We start from the raw sequence: 14,797 nt of genomic DNA on the forward strand, positions 1-14,797 counted from the left end.
GACGGACCCGTAAGCGAGCGGTCAGGGGGCCGGGATGTCGTCCTTGCACCGGCGTCTGCGGGGGTGTGCCGTCCTGGCGGGACTCGCGGCGCTCGCCGTGTACGCCTGGGGGCTGCTGCACCTCGCCGGCGCGGTCCTGGAGGCGGAGGACGGTGGCACGAACTCCGCCCCGCTGCCCCCGTGCCGCGGGGACGAACGGGCCGTCCACGTCGTCGACTACTCGGTGAGCTACCTCCCCCTCTCCTTCGACTGCGAGCTGAAGGGCGGCGGCAGTTACCCGGCCGGGGCGATCCCCGGGTACGTCAATCCCGTCGCCGTGGGCTCCGCCCTCGCCGCCGTCGGCTGTGCCGTCGCCGCCGCCTACGCTGCGGAGCTGCGGCTGCGCGCCGAGGCACGCGAGGGCGGGGCCCGCTAGGTCCCGGGGACGCGGGTCAGGCCGCGGGAGCCAGTTCCGCCTTGCCGAACAGCAGGGCGTAGCCGGCGGGGAGCTGGGACAGCAGCCGGTCGACGAGCGCGTCGCCCACCAGCTTCGGCAGCACGCTCAGGACCGAGCTGACGTGCCAGCGGGCCGTCGCCGGTGTGGCGCCCTCGATGCGGGCGGCCACCGCGTCCACGAACTCCGGTGCCGTCAAGGGCCTGTTGAGCGGGATGCGGGAGGCGACAAGCCTGGCGGCCTCCTCGGGCAGGGCCCGGGCGAGGTCGACACGTTCGTCGCCGGTGACATGGTCGCCGAGGGCGGAGAGGACGACGCGGACGACCTGCTCCGTCTCCGTCGTGCTCGCGTACTGTCCGGCATCCCGCACGGCGTCGACGAGGTCGCTCCACCGTGTCGTTCTGGTCGTTCGCTCCGCGCTGAGTGCGCTCATGTACGGGTCTCCTGGGGGTCGTTGCGCCCCGCGGGCGGACCGGCCGGCCCGCGGGGGCGCGACTGCCTTGTGCGTTCTTCGTACGTCTTCGTACGTTCTTCGTCGGCCGCCGCGGTCAGCGGCTGATCTGCTTGCGGCCGCCGTCGCCGCCCGTGATCTGGATGCGGCGCGGCTTGGCCTGTTCGGCCACGGGGATGCGCAGGGTGAGGACTCCGGCGTCGTACGAGGCGTCGATACGTTCCGTGTCGAGGGTGTCGCCGAGGAAGAGCTGCCGGGTGAAGGAACCCGTGGGGCGCTCCGCGACGATCATCTCCGCGCCCTCGGGGGCGGGGAGGCGGCGCTCGGCGCGGACGTTCAGGACGTTGCGTTCGACGTCCAGGTCGATCGTCTCGGGGTCGACGCCGGGGAGGTCGAAGTGGACGACGAAGTCGTCCCCCGACCGGTACGCGTCCATCGCCATCGCGGCGGGACGGGCGTTGGAACCGAAAACCTGCTGCGTGAGGCGGTCGAACTCACGGAAGGGGTCGGTACGCATGAGCATCACGGTCCATCTCCTTTCCACAGACTCACGGGTGCGATGCCCTACGCCTTCTTATATAGCTCGGAGCCAGGAAACTTGACAAGCCCCGACTCAGGTCCGGTTGTCGGACCCGGTCCGGAGTTAGCCTCGACACCGTCGGCGGTGACGATCACGAGTGATGAGTGTCAGGAGGCAGACATGGCGAAGGTTCCCAGCGCGCTGGTCGCGGCGGGTGGACTCGTCGGCGGCTACGGCGTGGCCCGCTGGACGAAGAGGCGGCCGCTCGGCGGGGCGGTACTGGCCGTCGCCGGGGCCGCGGCGGCCCAGCAGTGGCGGGAACGGGCCGGCGGGAAGGCTGCCGGGGCACTGTCCGCCGCGTACGTGGCCGCCTTCGCCGGGTCCCACCCCCTGGCCAAGAAGGTCGGCGCGTGGCCGGCGGTGTTCGGCGTGGCGGGCGCGGTGGCCCTTGCGTCCTGGGCGGTGGCGGACCGCAACGCCTGAGAGACGGCGTCGTGCCGTCTCACCCCTCTCCCCCGGCCTGGTGGGTCAGTACGTTCACGACCCGGCCGTTGGGGTCCCGGACGAAGAAGCGCCGTACGCCCCACTCCTCGTCCCGCAGCTCCCGTACGACCTCCGCGCCCGACGCCACGACCTGGGCGTACACGGCGTCGACGTCCTCGACCTCGACGCTCAGGTCGGGGACGACGGGTGCGGTGCGCTCCTCGGTGAGGAAGCTGATCTGGGCGGTCGGGTTGGCGGGCGACGCCATCGTCACGACCCACCCCATGTCCATGACCTCCTCGAAGCCGAGCAGGCCGTAGAAGTCACGGTTGGCGGTGAGGGCCTCCCCTGACTCGACGTGGACGTCGGGCATGACCCTGCGGATACTCACGAGCGGCTCCTTCCTGCCAGTGGTGCCACGGTACGTCGTTGGGCGGGTGCGGGTCGGTGGGGGCTGGTCGCGCAGTTCCCCGCGCCCCTGAGGAGCTGCAGTCACCGGCGTCACGATGTGCCACCACCGGCCGTCTGGCGGGTGCGGGCCCGTTGTGGCTTGTCGCGCAGTTCCCCGCGCCCCTGAGTGGGTGCAGTCGCCCGTGTCATGAGGGACCGTGCGCCGCCATCGGCCGTCTGGCGAGTGCGGGCCCGTTGTGGCTTGTCGCGCAGTTCCCCGCGCCCCTGAGTGGGTGCAGTCGCCCGTGTCATTAGGGGCCGTGCGCCGCCGTCGGCCGTCTGGCGGGTGCGGGTGCGTTGTGGCTTGTCGCGCAGTTCCCCGCGCCCCTGGGTGGGGCATGTGGACGTTCGTGCAGACGCGTACGGCGCGAAGGGGACGGGGTGGGGGGTGTCCGCCCGCAGCGGCCGGCGTCCGTTACAGGGCACAGCCAAAGCAGCCGAGGCGCCGGACCGAGGACGGATACCCCCCACCCCGGCACCGACCCATCCACCGGACCCGAGGCGCTACACGAGCCCCCACCGAACAGGCGGCTGCGCCGCAGGCATCAGGGGCGCGGGGAACTGCGCAGAACGCCCGCCCCCACCCAGCCGCAGCCACACCCCACACCTCACGACGTCGAAGCAGCCGTGAGCGGCTTCGCGATGTCCTCCAGCGACCGCCCCTCCGCCCGCACCGCGAGGAACGCCGCCACAAGCCCCGCCGCACACATCAGCCCCGCCCCGATCTGGAAGGCCAGCACCGTGTCCCCCACCTTCCCCGTGCTCGTCAGGTCGGCGAACAGCAGCGGACCGCTGATGCCGCCCGCCGCCGTGCCCAGCGCGTAGAAGAAGGCGATCGACATGGCCCGCGTCTCCATCGGGAACACCTCGGACACCGTGAGGTAGGCGCTGGACGCCCCCGCCGACGCGAAGAACAGCACCGCGCACCAGCACGCCGTCAGCGTGCCCGCGCTCAGCGAACCCCGGTCGAACAGCCACGCCGTACCGAACAGCAGCAGCCCGGACAGCAGATACGTGGACGAGATCATCACCCGCCGCCCCACCGTGTCGAACAGCTTCCCCAGCAGCAGCGGCCCGAAGAAGTTGCCGATCGCGATGACGGCGAAGTAGTACCCGGTGTCGCCCGTCGGCACGTCGAAGAACGTCGTGAGGATCGCCCCGAACCCGAAGGTGATCGCGTTGTAGAGGAAGGCCTGGCCGATGAACAACGAGAACCCCAGCACGGACCGGCGCCGGTAGTCCGAGAACACCGTCCGCGCGATCTCGACGAACGTCACGCTGCGGCGCTGGTGGATCGTGAGCTCACCCTCGGCCCGCGGCAGCGCGGACCCCCGTTCCGCCTCCACCTTCTCCTCGATCGACGTGACGATCCGTTCCGCCTCCTCGTCCTGCCCGTGGATCAGCAGCCACCGCGGGCTCTCGGGCACATGTCGCCGTACGAGAAGGATCACGAAGGCCAGCACCGCGCCCAGCGCGAACGTCAGCCGCCAGCCCACGTCCTTGGCGAAGATGTCCGTGTTCAGCGCGACGATCGACAGCAGGGAACCCCCCACCGCCCCCAGCCAGAAGCTCCCGTTGATCATGAGGTCGACCCGGCCCCGGTACTGCGCCGGGATCAGCTCGTCGATCGCGGAGTTGATCGCCGCGTACTCCCCGCCGATGCCGAACCCGGTCAGGAACCGGAACAGGAAGAACCACCAGGAGTCGAAGGACACCGCTGTCAGCGCGGTGGCCGCCAGGTACACCGCCAGCGTGATCATGAACAGCTTCTTGCGGCCCCACTTGTCGGTGAGCCGCCCCCAGAACAGCGCCCCGAGGCACGCCCCGGCCACGTACAGCGCCGCCGCGACACCGGTGACCTGCCCGGAGGAGATGGACAGCCCACTGCCCGGCTCCGACAGCCGGCTCGCGATGTTGCCGACGACCGTGACCTCCAGGCCGTCGAGGATCCACACGGTGCCGAGTCCGATGACGATGGTCCAGTGCCAGCGTGACCAGGGGAGCCGGTCGAGTCTGGCGGGGATGTTGGTCGTCAGGGTGCGGCCGGAATCGGCCTGAGCTGTGGTCACGGACGGGCTCCCTCCACGTCGAGCGATCCTCGAACGACCACTCGGGTGCCCCCGGCCTGCCCGACTACGCCCCCAGCGCCCGCGACACGGTGTAGATCAACAGCCCGGCCAGCGATCCGACCACCGTGCCGTTGATCCGGATGAACTGCAGGTCGCGGCCGATGTGCGCCTCGATCTTGCGGGTGGTGTGCTCGGCGTCCCAGCCGGCCACCGTGTCCGTGATCAGCGAGGTGATCTCCCGCCGGTAGGTGGTGACCACGTACACCGCGGCCCCTTCCACCCACCCGTCGACCTTCGCCTGCACCTTGGGGTCGACGGCCATCCGTGCCCCCAGCGACAGCAGCGACGCCCGCACCCGCAGCCGCAGTTCACTGCGCTCGTCCTCGGCGGCGGAGACGATCATCGACCGTACGGCGGTCCAGGCGGACGCGATGAGGTCCTGCACCTCGCCGCGGCCCAGCACCTCGCCCTTGAGCCGCTCGACACGCGCACGCGTGTCCGTGTCGGACTGGAGGTCGGAGGCGAAGTCGGTCAGGAACCGGTCCAGCGCCCCGCGGGCCGGATGGGACGGCATGTCCCGCATCTCGGTCACGAACCGCAGCAGCTCCTTGTAGACCCGTTCGCCGACCTTCTTGTCGACGAAACGCGGGGTCCAGCCGGGCGCGCCCCCCTGCACGGCGTCCATGACCTGCTCGTCGTGGAGCACGAGCCAGTCGTGGGCGCGGGCCACCACCAGGTCGACGACCCGCCGGTGCCCGCCGTCGGCGACGACCTTGTCCAGCATCTTGCCGATGCCGGGCGCGATCTCCTGGGCGTCGGCCCGCCGGGTGATCGCCTCGCCGACCACGGCCTGCACGTCGGAGTCCCGGAGCACGGTCAGGGCGCCCCGCAGCGCCGCCGACAGCTCCGCCGTGACCCGGTCGGCGTGTTCGGGCTCGGCCAGCCAGGTGCCCAGCCGGCTGCCGATCCCCACGGCCCGCAGCCGCTGGCGTACGACGTCCTCGGAGAGGAAGTTCTCGCCGACGAACTCGCCCAGCGACACCCCCAACTGGTCCTTCTTGGTGGGGATGATCGCGGTGTGCGGGATGGGCAGGCCGAGGGGGTGCCGGAAGAGCGCGGTGACCGCGAACCAGTCGGCGAGCGCGCCGACCATGCCGGCCTCGGCGGCCGCGGCGACATAGCCGGCCCAGGGGCCCGCCCCGGAGTTGTGCGCCCACTTGGCGAGGACGTACACCACCGCCACGAGCAGCAGCAGCCCGGTCGCGGTGAGCTTCATGCGCCGCACCCCGCGCTGCTTCTCCAGGTCGGCCTCGCTGAAGGTGTTCATCGCACGGACGGGCGACGCGGGGGCGGCCCGGCCCGCGGACGTCACGGCCCCGCGCTCCGGGGCCCGCCGCTCCGCGTCCGACGGTTCCGCTTCCTCAGGTTTCGTGCGTTCCATCCGCTCCACCCGTTCGGTGATCCCTCACACATTGTCCCTTCCTGACCTACTCCCGGAGCAGAACAGGAGTTCCCGGCGCCGGTCCGGACGAGCTAACCGGAGGGAGTCTCGTCTCTTCTCCTCAGGTTCATGCCGCATCATGGGTTCATCAGATCGGAGCCCCCGGGCTCCCATCGCCCTAGGAGAACAGCACCACATGACTCGGCGTCATGGTTACGCCCTGCTCGCCTCGATCGTCGCCATGATCGTGGCCCTGTCCACCGCCGTCTACGTCTCGGTGGCGGCCGGCACCGGCACCGCGGACCGGACCTCGCTGTCCGGCTCCCGGCCCGTACGCCCGTCCGCCGCGCCCGCCTCCGCCGGAGTCTGGGTCGGCACCTGGTCCGCCGCCCCGGTCGGCGCCGAGCCCGGCACCCTCGCCGAGGGCATGACGGGCCGCTCCGTCCGCAACGTCGTCCACACCAGCGTCGGCGGTACGAGTGCCCGCGTCACGCTGTCCAATCTCTACGGCCGGACCCCGCTGACCGTCACGCACGCCTCCCTCGCCCTCGCCGCCGGTCCGAGGACCGCCGCGGCCGAGGCGGGCACCGTACGGCGGCTCACGTTCGCCGGCAGCACCACGGTCGTCGTCGCGGCGGGCGCGCAGGTGCTCAGCGACGCCGTCGCCCTGGACGTGCCCGCGGGCGCCGACGTCCTCGTCACCACCTACTCCCCCACCCTGTCCGGTCCGGTCACCTACCACCCGACGGCCCGGCAGACCTCGTACGCCGGCCCGGGCGACCTCACCGAGGACGAGACCGGCACGGGCTGGACCGAGCGGGTGGACCGCTGGCGGTACCTCACCGCGCTGGACGTGCTCAGCGACGAGGCCGACGGCACGGTGGTCGCCTTCGGCGACTCGCTGACCGACGGCAAGAACTCCACCGCCGACGCGAACGCCCGCTGGCCGGACTTCCTGAACCGGCGCCTGCGCTCCGCGCTCGCCGCCGGCCGGGACCTGCCCCGCTACGGCGTGGTCAACGCGGGGATCGGGGGCAACCGGGTCCTCGTGGACGCCCGTCCCCCGGAGAACCAGGCCGGCGTCCGCCGCTTCCGCCGCGACGTGCTCGACCGCCCCAACGTCAGGGTCGTCGTCGTCGAACTCGGCATCAACGACATCCTGCGCACGCCGGGCACCGTCGACCCCCAGCGGCTCCTCGCCGGCCTGCGCGACCTGGTCCGCCAGGCCCACGCCCGCGGCATCAAGGTCGTCGGTGCGACCCTCATGCCCTTCGGCGACCGCAGCGGGTGGACCGAGGCCCGCGAGGGCGTCCGGCAGACCGTCAACGCGGAGATCCGTGCGGGCCGGGTCTACGACGCGGTGGTCGACTTCGACCGGGCGGTGCGGGACCCGTACGACCCCCGGCTGCTCCGCTCGATCTACGACTCGGGCGACCGACTCCACCCCAACGACAGGGGGTACGAGCGCATGGCCGACGCGTTCGATCTGCGGTTCTTGAAGGGGTCGGTGGCGGCGAAACTGTGACCGCGGGCCGGTGGGGGCCGGTCGCGCAGTTCCCCGCGCCCCCAGACGCGTCGGTGCCGCGAGACGTGCTTCGACCGCACCCACCCAGGGGCGCGGGGAACTGCGCGACCGGCCACGACGGACCCGCACCCGCCCACCGGCAGGACGCGCCGCCCGCTCAGTGCTCCCCGCGGCGCAGCTCCCGGCGTTCCAGCCTCTCCTGCCGCCGCTCCTCACGGATCCGCTGCCGGTCGGCCTTCCTGAGCTTGCGCTCGACCCCGACCCCGCCCCAGAACGCGAACCCGGTCACGACCACCCGCGGGGCCCCGGCGTCACCCGGCACGCCCTCCTCGCGGTGGTCGAAGCCGCCCATGATCCCCATCCCGCGCACCACGACCTCGACCCCCGGCGGCACGATCACCTGCACGCCGCCCATGATCGCGACACAGTTGATCTCGACCTCGCCGGCGGCGAAGTTCGCATCCCGCAGGTCGATCTCCCCGCCGCCCCAGAACGCGAAGCAGGTGAAGCGCCGGGGCACGGTCCACCGCCCCTTGCGCTGGAACCCGGACATCACGGCGACGGCCCACGTCGAGGAACCCTCGCCGCCGACGACCCGGGACGCCCAACTCCCTTCGGCGTCAGGGCCCTTCACCATGTCGACCTTGGGAGCGGCGACCTGTCCGACCGGCAGGTCCCGGGTGATCGGCGCGAGCTCGCCGTACGTCCGTGCCTGGTAGGTCGCCTCCAGCCGCTCGCCGAACTCCTCCATGTCGAGCCGGCCCTCCGCGAGGGCGTCCCGCAGGACCTCGGCGACTCGCTCACGATCGGCGTCGGAGGCACGCAGCTCCGGCACGGGGAGCTCGGGGGGTGTCCCCCCGGAAGACACAGCGTCGGTCATGCACAGCAGCCTACGAGTTGGCTCGCCGCACGGCTACGACACCGCTCTCTCCGCTTCCCCGGCGTACATCTTGGCGATCACCGCCTCGATGTCCGGCTCCCGCACCGACAGGTCCACCAGCGGGTACTGCGCCGCGACCCGCGCCACCAGCGCCGCCGCCGACTCGGACGCCGGGAACGCCAGCCACTGCCGCGGACCCTCCACCTTCACCACGCGGGCGGGCGCCGCCTCGATCGGCGGCAACTCCCGCTCCAGGTCCACCACCAGGGTGCGCTCGCTCTCGCCCACCTCGTGGAGGCCGGCGAGGGGACCGTCGTACATCAGGCGGCCGTGGTCGATGACCATCACGCGGGAGCAGAGCTGCTCGATGTCCTGGAGGTCGTGGGTGGTCAGCAGGACCGTCGTGCCGCGCTCGGTGTTCAACTCCCGCAGGAACGCCCGCACCTTGGCCTTGGAGATGACATCGAGCCCGATGGTCGGCTCGTCCAGGTACAGCACCTCGGGGTCGTGCAGCAGGGCCGCCGCGATGTCGCCGCGCATCCGCTGGCCCAGGGACAGTTGGCGTACCGGTACGTCCAACAGGTCGCCCAGTTCGAGGAGTTCGACGCAGCGGTCGAGGTTCTCGCGGTACCGGGCGTCCGGGATGCGGTACATGCGGTGCATCAGCTTGTAGGAGTCGATCAGCGGCAGGTCCCACCACAGGGTCGTGCGCTGGCCGAAGACCACGCCGATGCGGTGGGCAAGGCGGGTGCGCTCGCGGGACGGGTCGATGCCGGCCACCCGCAGCCTGCCGCCGGACGGGGTCAGGATGCCCGTCAGCATCTTGATCGTCGTCGACTTGCCGGCGCCGTTCGGGCCGATGTACCCGACCATCTCGCCGCGCGCCACGGTGAAGGAGATCGAGTCGACCGCCCGCACCCGGCGCCGCTCCCGTTTCAGGAACCCGGTCTTCCTGCGCACGTCGAAGACCTTCTCGACGCGGTCGAGTCCGATGAAGGCCTCCTGCGCCACGTCCGTCTCCCTGTCCATCTCCAGGTCCATCTCCCCGTCCATCTCCGGGTCCATCGCTAACTCCCCGTACTCCGGTACGACCCGAGTCCCGCCCGCCACGCCAGCCCGGCCAGCGCGCAGCACACCACCGCCACCAGCGGCGGGGTGAAGGCCGTCCAGTGCGGCAGCTCCAGCGGGTACGGCCGGTCCAGCACGTAGGAGGCCGGCACCCAGTTGACGAAGGCGAGGGGCAGCACGAACGTCACCCCGCGCACGAAGTCCTTCCCGAACACCGCCGGCGGGTACTGGAGCAGGGTCGTCCCGCCGTACGTGAACGCGTTCTGCACCTCGGAGGCGTCCTGCGCGAAGATCTGGAAGGCCGCGCCCGCCACGAACACCGCGCAGAAGATCACCGCGCCGCTGACCACCATCAGCGGCACCAGCAGCACCCTCGCCACACTCCAGTCGACGTCGACGGAGGCCAGCGCCCACACCAGCACCACCGTGCCCTGGATGATCCGGCCCAGGCGGCGCACCGCGAACCGGTCCGCGCCGATCTGCGCGAGCACCGGCGCCGGCCGCACCAGCAGGATGTCGAAGGAGCCGTCGCGGATCCGGGCGCCCAGCACGTCCATCGAGCCGAGCACCAGGTCGGCGATCCCGAAGGCGGTCACCGAGAGGCCGTAGAGGAAGGCGATCTCGGGCAGTCCCCAACCGCCCAGCGAGTCGACCTGCGAGAACATCAGCAGGATCCCGACGAAGTCCAGGCCGGTCATCAGCAGGTTGCCGCACATCGTCACGACGAACGAGGTGCGGTAGGTCATGGCGGACCGCACCCACATGCCGGCGATCAGCCGGTAGGCGCGCACCCCCTCGGCCAGGCGGAACGTCTCAGCCACCCTGCACCACCACCCGCCGGGTCGCCGCCGACTGCAGGAGCCGGCCGGCCCCCAGCAGCACCACCGCCCATGTCGCCTGGAAGGCGTACGCGCCGAGCGGGTCGGCCTCCCCCATCAGGACGTCCGCCGGCACCTGGAGCTGTGCCGCCCACGGCAGCGCCCGTACGACGTCGCCGAGCGCCCCGGGGAAGGCGTTGAGGGGGAAGACGATGCCCGAGCAGAAGACGCCCGTGATCATCACCGCCTGCATGATCCCCATGCCGTCCATCAGCCAGAACACGCTCAGGGCCGCGAGGTAGCGGATCCCGAAGCTGACGACCATCGCGAGCAGCAGCGCCACGAACAGGGCCGCCCACGACGTGACGTCGGTGGGCAGCGCCATCGGGAAGAACAGCGCGCCGAAGACGAAGGGGATCACTCCGCGGCCCAGCAACTGAAACAACGACCGGCCCAAGTCGCTCGCCAGCCACCACAGTTGGAGGTCGGCCGGACGGTACAGGTCGACCGCGATCTCACCGGTGCGGATCCGCTCGATCACGTCCTTCTCGGCGCCGCCGCCCTGGAGGGCCAGCGTCGAGTAGAGGCACTGCCCCAGCCAGACGTAGGTGACGGCCTGCGCCTGGTCGTAGCCCCCCAGATGGGGTTTCTCGTCCCACAGCGCGAGATACGTGTAGACGAGGATCACACCGAAAACGGTGTTGGTGAACACTCCCGCGAACGTAGCCGCGCGATATGTCGCGTATCGTCGGAATCCCCCTGCCGCGACGGTCGCGTACAACCGCCAGGAACCCACATCAACAGCCCTCCTCGGCCCGCGGACACCGAAGCGCAGGAGCCTAGTGCGCAGGTGACAGGGCAGGCCACCCATTTTCCGGGCGAGACGCGCGCCATATCCGGGAACGGAACGCAGGGTGCGAGAGTCTTCAACAGGGGACGCAGAAGGCGTACGAGGTCGTACGGGAACGTACGACGCGAAATCAGGAGTCCGTGCACGAGATGAGCGACCAGCCGCAGCAGCCGACCGAGGGCTGGGCACCGACAGAGCCGCAGCCGGCTGAGGAGCCCGAGGGCAAGAAGAAGGCCAAGCGGCCCAGGCGTACCGGCTGGCGACGGCTGATCCCGACCTGGCGCATGGTGCTGGGCACCTTCGTCCTCGGACTGATCGTCCTGGCCGGGCTGTTCTTCCTCGGCTACTCGATGGTCAAGATCCCGCCGGCCAACGCGCTCGCCGTCAAGCAGTCCAACGTCTACCTCTACGCCGACGGCAGCCAGCTCGCCCGCGACGGTGAGATCAACCGCGAGAACGTCTCCCTCTCGCAGGTCTCCAAGGACGCCCAGCACGCCGTGCTGGCCGCCGAGGACCGCGACTTCTACACCGAGTCCGCGATCGACCCGAAGGCCATGCTCCGCGCCGGCTGGAACACCGCCACCGGCAAGGGCAAGCAGTCCGGCTCGACGATCACCCAGCAGTACGTGAAGAACTACTACCTGGCCCAGGAGCAGACCGTCACCCGCAAGGTGAAGGAGTTCTTCATCTCGATCAAGCTGGACCGCACCCAGTCCAAGGACCAGATCCTCGAGGGCTACCTCAACACCAGCTACTTCGGCCGCAACGCCTACGGCATCCAGGCCGCCGCCCAGGCCTACTACGGCAAGGACGCCGTCGACCTCGACCCGGCCCACGCCGCCTACCTCGCCGCGCTGGTCAACGCGCCGAGCGAGTACGACGTCGTCGCGCACCCGGAGAACAAGGCGGCCGCCGAGGCCCGTTGGAACTACGTCCTGGACGGCATGGTCAAGAAGGGCTGGCTGGCCCAGTCCGAGCGCACCGGGCTGAAGTTCCCGATGCCCAAGGAGCAGACCGTCTCCACCGGCCTGTCCGGGCAGCGCGGCTACGTCGTGCAGGCGATCAAGGACTACCTCACCACCAACAAGATCGTCACCGCCGACCAGTTGGAGGCGGGCGGCTACCGCATCACCACCACCCTGGACAAGAGCAAGCAGGACGCCTTCGTGAAGGCCGTCGACGACCAGGTGATGAAGAAGCTCGACAAGAAGAACAACAAGGTCGACAACTACGTCCGCGCGGGCGGCGCCTCCGTCGACCCGAGGACCGGCAAGGTCGTCGCCATGTACGGCGGCATCGACTACGTGAAGCAGTACACCAACGGCGCGACCCGCGGCGACTTCCAGGTCGGCTCCATCTTCAAGCCCATCGTGTTCGCCTCGGCCGTCGAGAACCACTCCGAGACGCAGGACGGCCGGCTCATCACGCCCAACACCTACTACGACGGCACCAACAAGCGCCCCGTCGTCGGCTGGAGCGGCGGCTCCTACGCCCCGGAGAACGAGGACCAGGGCTCCTACGGCGAGATCACCGTCCGCGAGGCCACCGACAAGTCCGTCAACTCGGTGTACGCGCAGATGGCCGTCGACGTCGGCTCCGACAAGGTCAAGCAGACCGCGGTCGACCTGGGCATCCCCTCCGACACCCCGGACCTGACGGCGTCCCCGTCCATCGCGCTCGGCGTGAACACCGCGAGCGTCCTCGACATGGCGGAGGCCTACGCCACCCTCGCCAACCACGGCCGGCACGGCACGTACACGATGATCGACAAGATCACCAAGGACGGCGAGGCGACCGTCGAGCTGCCGAAGCAGCGCACCGAGCAGGCCGTCAGCCGGGAAGCCGCCGACACCACCACCTCGATCCTGCAGAGCGTCGTCGAGAACGGCACCGCCACCGCCGCCCAGGGCGCGGGCCGCCCCGCCGCCGGCAAGACGGGCACCGCCGAGGACGACAAGGCGGCCTGGTTCGCCGGGTACACCCCCGAACTCGCGACGGTCGTCTCCGTCATGGGCCAGGACCCGGTGACGGCCCAGCACAAGCCGCTGTACGGCGCACTCGGCCTGCAGCGCGTCAACGGCGGCGGGCCGCCCGCCGAGATCTGGGCGCAGTACACCAAGGCCGCCCTCAAGGGGAAGCCGGTCGGCGACTTCGACCTCCAGCTCCAGTCGGGCGCCGAGGAGCAGGCCCCCAGCACCCAGGCCCCCGTCGACCCGACCACGGGCGGCCAGGACGACGGCGGCACCACGGGCGACACCACCGGCGGCGAGGACACCGAGGGTCAGACCGGCGGACAGGACGAGGGCCAGTCCCAGGGGCAGACCGAGGGCCAGGACAACGGCGGCACCACCACCGGCGGCGACAACACGGGCGGGGCCGACGGCGGCACCACCACCGACGGCGGCACCACGACGGGCGGGACCACCGGGGACACCTCCACCGGGGGCGGCACGACCGACGGCGGCACCACGGGAGAGACGACCGGAGGCACCACCGGGGACTCACCGAGCGGCGGGGCGACCGGCGGCCAGAACCTGCTGAGCACGAGCCGCCGGGAGTGACCGCGGCTCAGTGACCCGAGGTCGCCTTCAGCCCCACCACGGCGACCAGCAACAGGCACACGAAGAAGATCCGCGCGGCGGTGACCGGCTCCCCCAGCACCACCATGCCGAGCACCGCCGCCCCGGCCGCGCCGATCCCGACCCAGACGCCGTAGGCGGTACCGATGGGAAGGGACTTGGCGGCGTACGACAGCAGGACCATGCTGGCGACGATCCCGGCGCCGGTGAGCACACTGGGCACCAGCCGGGTGAAGCCCTCCGAGTACTTCATGCCGATCGACCAGCCGACCTCGAGCAGACCGGCGACGACAAGCAGAACCCAGGCCATGACGGACACCTCCGGGACAAACGACTGAACGGGGTGCGTCGTCTTTGCCTGTCCCGGTACGGCGCGTCTCGTCGGGCTCCTTCGAAGGTAGCAAGGAAACGACGAAGAGGGCCGGTGACGATGGTCACCGGCCCTCTTCGACCGTGGAACTACAGGTAGAGACCCGTCGAGTCCTCGGAGCCCTCGAACCGGTCGGCCGCGACGGCGTGCAGATCACGCTCCCGCATGAGGACGTACCCCGTCCCCCGCACCTCGACCTCGGCCCGGTCCTCCGGGTCGTACAGCACCCGGTCGCCCGGTTCCACGGTCCGTACGTTCTGCCCCACCGCGACGACCTCGGCCCAGGCCAGCCGGCGTCCGACGGCCGCGGTGGCGGGGATGAGGATGCCGCCACCCGACCGCCGCTCGCCCTCGCCGTTCTCCTGCCGCACGAGTACGCGGTCGTGCAGCATGCGGATGGGCAGCTTGTCGTGCGGGGTGTCGTTTCTCTTGGCGCTCACGCCACTGAACCTACCTGTCCTCGACGCCCGTGCAAGCGGCCGGGTCAGCCCTTGCGGCGCCGGGTGCCCAGGGCGAGCAGCCCCACGAGTCCCACGGCGACGAGGGCGACGGGCAGGACGCGCTCCAGACGGGGAGCCCCGTCCTCGTCCACGAACTGGGCCTTCACATCGGTGACGGCCTTGTTCACGGAGACGTACGCCCGTCCGAGCGTGTGGTCGATGTTGGAGACGACTTTGGCCTTGGCGTCGCCGACGATCGTCTTCGGGTGCACCCGCACCCCGATCTCGTCGAGCGTCTCTGCCAGCACCTCGCGGCGGCGCTTGATGTCCGCCTCGATCTGCGCCGGGGTTCTGATGTCCGACGTGTCCGCCACGGTAGAGCCTCCGGGGTCGCTGCTACTTGTCCTGGACAGTCTGTCA

General features: G+C 70.9%; 16 protein-coding genes and 1 riboswitch. Of the genes, 4 read left to right on the forward strand and 12 right to left on the reverse strand.

The genetic code is table 11. The annotated features are described in order from the left end of the window. Positions 1–34 precede the first annotated feature (34 nt). Positions 35–415, forward strand: a complete 381-nt coding sequence (locus tag ACZ66S_RS04090; RefSeq protein WP_469899494.1) for a hypothetical protein — start codon at positions 35–37, stop codon at positions 413–415. A 16-nt stretch (positions 416–431) separates the two neighbouring features. Here ACZ66S_RS04090 and ACZ66S_RS04095 read toward each other — a convergent pair whose 3' ends face one another. Together ACZ66S_RS04095 and ACZ66S_RS04100 are read right to left on the reverse strand one after the other, a co-directional pair. Further along, positions 432–866 (reverse strand): DUF2267 domain-containing protein, encoded by a 435-nt coding sequence (locus ACZ66S_RS04095; protein ID WP_469899495.1) that lies wholly within the window; start codon positions 864–866, stop codon positions 432–434. Between the two features lie 115 nt (positions 867–981). Further along, positions 982–1,407, reverse strand: coding sequence for an Hsp20/alpha crystallin family protein (locus tag ACZ66S_RS04100; RefSeq protein ID WP_469899680.1), 426 nt, complete (start codon positions 1,405–1,407; stop codon positions 982–984). 177 nt (positions 1,408–1,584) lie between these two features. Between ACZ66S_RS04100 and ACZ66S_RS04105 the strand changes: the two genes are divergently transcribed. Then, positions 1,585–1,887 (forward strand): hypothetical protein, encoded by a 303-nt coding sequence (locus ACZ66S_RS04105; protein WP_469899496.1) that lies wholly within the window; start codon positions 1,585–1,587, stop codon positions 1,885–1,887. A gap of 19 nt (positions 1,888–1,906) precedes the next feature. Here ACZ66S_RS04105 and ACZ66S_RS04110 read toward each other — a convergent pair whose 3' ends face one another. The 3 genes from ACZ66S_RS04110 to ACZ66S_RS04120 all read right to left on the reverse strand — a co-directional run bounded on the left by ACZ66S_RS04110 (position 1,907) and on the right by ACZ66S_RS04120 (position 5,847). Next, entirely contained in the window at positions 1,907–2,278 is a 372-nt protein-coding gene (locus ACZ66S_RS04110; RefSeq protein WP_469899498.1) for a VOC family protein, read from the reverse strand. Between the two features lie 667 nt (positions 2,279–2,945). Beyond that, complete coding sequence (locus ACZ66S_RS04115) at positions 2,946–4,406, reverse strand: MFS transporter (RefSeq protein WP_469899499.1); 1,461 nt, start codon at positions 4,404–4,406, stop codon at positions 2,946–2,948. Between the two features lie 64 nt (positions 4,407–4,470). Next, the gene (locus ACZ66S_RS04120) at positions 4,471–5,847 is read right to left on the reverse strand and encodes a DUF445 domain-containing protein (RefSeq protein WP_469899500.1); all 1,377 of its coding nucleotides are present in this window, start codon (positions 5,845–5,847) and stop codon (positions 4,471–4,473) included. A gap of 196 nt (positions 5,848–6,043) precedes the next feature. Here ACZ66S_RS04120 and ACZ66S_RS04125 point away from each other — a divergent pair, with 196 nt between their 5' ends. After that, complete coding sequence (locus ACZ66S_RS04125; protein WP_469899501.1) at positions 6,044–7,372, forward strand: SGNH/GDSL hydrolase family protein; 1,329 nt, start codon at positions 6,044–6,046, stop codon at positions 7,370–7,372. 157 nt (positions 7,373–7,529) lie between these two features. Here ACZ66S_RS04125 and ACZ66S_RS04130 read toward each other — a convergent pair whose 3' ends face one another. From ACZ66S_RS04130 to ACZ66S_RS04145, 4 genes are read right to left on the reverse strand one after another with little or no spacing between them, the layout of a single operon-like run. Continuing rightward, a complete protein-coding gene (locus tag ACZ66S_RS04130; protein WP_469899502.1) occupies positions 7,530–8,252 on the reverse strand; it encodes a DUF1707 SHOCT-like domain-containing protein in 723 nt (240 codons plus the stop codon). A 33-nt stretch (positions 8,253–8,285) separates the two neighbouring features. Next, complete coding sequence (locus ACZ66S_RS04135; protein ID WP_469899682.1) at positions 8,286–9,305, reverse strand: ABC transporter ATP-binding protein; 1,020 nt, start codon at positions 9,303–9,305, stop codon at positions 8,286–8,288. 14 nt (positions 9,306–9,319) lie between these two features. Continuing rightward, entirely contained in the window at positions 9,320–10,141 is an 822-nt protein-coding gene (locus tag ACZ66S_RS04140) for an ABC transporter permease (protein WP_469899503.1), read from the reverse strand. Next, positions 10,134–10,934 (reverse strand): ABC transporter permease, encoded by an 801-nt coding sequence (locus ACZ66S_RS04145; protein ID WP_469899504.1) that lies wholly within the window; start codon positions 10,932–10,934, stop codon positions 10,134–10,136. The genes ACZ66S_RS04140 and ACZ66S_RS04145 overlap by 8 nt, the downstream gene beginning before the upstream one ends. Before the next feature lie 203 nt (positions 10,935–11,137). On the opposite strand from ACZ66S_RS04145, the gene ACZ66S_RS04150 reads away from it, so the two are divergent. Continuing rightward, a complete protein-coding gene (locus tag ACZ66S_RS04150) occupies positions 11,138–13,549 on the forward strand; it encodes a transglycosylase domain-containing protein (protein WP_469899505.1) in 2,412 nt (803 codons plus the stop codon). Between the two features lie 7 nt (positions 13,550–13,556). On the opposite strand, the gene sugE is transcribed toward ACZ66S_RS04150, so the two are convergent. The 3 genes from sugE to ACZ66S_RS04165 form a co-directional block, all read right to left on the reverse strand. Next, the gene (sugE, locus tag ACZ66S_RS04155; RefSeq protein ID WP_353754266.1) at positions 13,557–13,877 is read right to left on the reverse strand and encodes a quaternary ammonium compound efflux SMR transporter SugE; all 321 of its coding nucleotides are present in this window, start codon (positions 13,875–13,877) and stop codon (positions 13,557–13,559) included. Positions 13,878–13,909: 32 nt separating this feature from the next. Continuing rightward, positions 13,910–13,970: riboswitch (guanidine-III (ykkC-III) riboswitch) on the reverse strand. A gap of 56 nt (positions 13,971–14,026) precedes the next feature. Continuing rightward, the gene (locus ACZ66S_RS04160) at positions 14,027–14,377 is read right to left on the reverse strand and encodes a GroES family chaperonin (RefSeq protein ID WP_123761009.1); all 351 of its coding nucleotides are present in this window, start codon (positions 14,375–14,377) and stop codon (positions 14,027–14,029) included. 44 nt (positions 14,378–14,421) lie between these two features. Next, the gene (locus ACZ66S_RS04165; protein ID WP_053848582.1) at positions 14,422–14,751 is read right to left on the reverse strand and encodes a DUF3618 domain-containing protein; all 330 of its coding nucleotides are present in this window, start codon (positions 14,749–14,751) and stop codon (positions 14,422–14,424) included. Positions 14,752–14,797 lie beyond the last annotated feature (46 nt).

Source organism: Streptomyces sp. NPDC107471 (genome assembly GCF_055582845.1).

Bases quoted from the DNA above. Each gene is read 5' to 3' on its own strand.
- sugE (WP_353754266.1), bottom strand. From the start codon at position 13,877: ATGGCCTGGGTTCTGCTTGTCGTCGCCGGTCTGCTCGAGGTCGGCTGG.
- ACZ66S_RS04100 (WP_469899680.1), bottom strand. From the start codon at position 1,407: ATGCTCATGCGTACCGACCCCTTCCGTGAGTTCGACCGCCTCACGCAG.
- ACZ66S_RS04095 (WP_469899495.1), bottom strand. From the start codon at position 866: ATGAGCGCACTCAGCGCGGAGCGAACGACCAGAACGACACGGTGGAGC.
- ACZ66S_RS04120 (WP_469899500.1), bottom strand. From the start codon at position 5,847: ATGGAACGCACGAAACCTGAGGAAGCGGAACCGTCGGACGCGGAGCGG.
- ACZ66S_RS04135 (WP_469899682.1), bottom strand. From the start codon at position 9,305: ATGGACGGGGAGATGGACCTGGAGATGGACAGGGAGACGGACGTGGCG.
- ACZ66S_RS04150 (WP_469899505.1), top strand. From the start codon at position 11,138: ATGAGCGACCAGCCGCAGCAGCCGACCGAGGGCTGGGCACCGACAGAG.
- ACZ66S_RS04130 (WP_469899502.1), bottom strand. From the start codon at position 8,252: ATGACCGACGCTGTGTCTTCCGGGGGGACACCCCCCGAGCTCCCCGTG.
- ACZ66S_RS04105 (WP_469899496.1), top strand. From the start codon at position 1,585: ATGGCGAAGGTTCCCAGCGCGCTGGTCGCGGCGGGTGGACTCGTCGGC.
- ACZ66S_RS04125 (WP_469899501.1), top strand. From the start codon at position 6,044: ATGACTCGGCGTCATGGTTACGCCCTGCTCGCCTCGATCGTCGCCATG.
- ACZ66S_RS04090 (WP_469899494.1), top strand. From the start codon at position 35: ATGTCGTCCTTGCACCGGCGTCTGCGGGGGTGTGCCGTCCTGGCGGGA.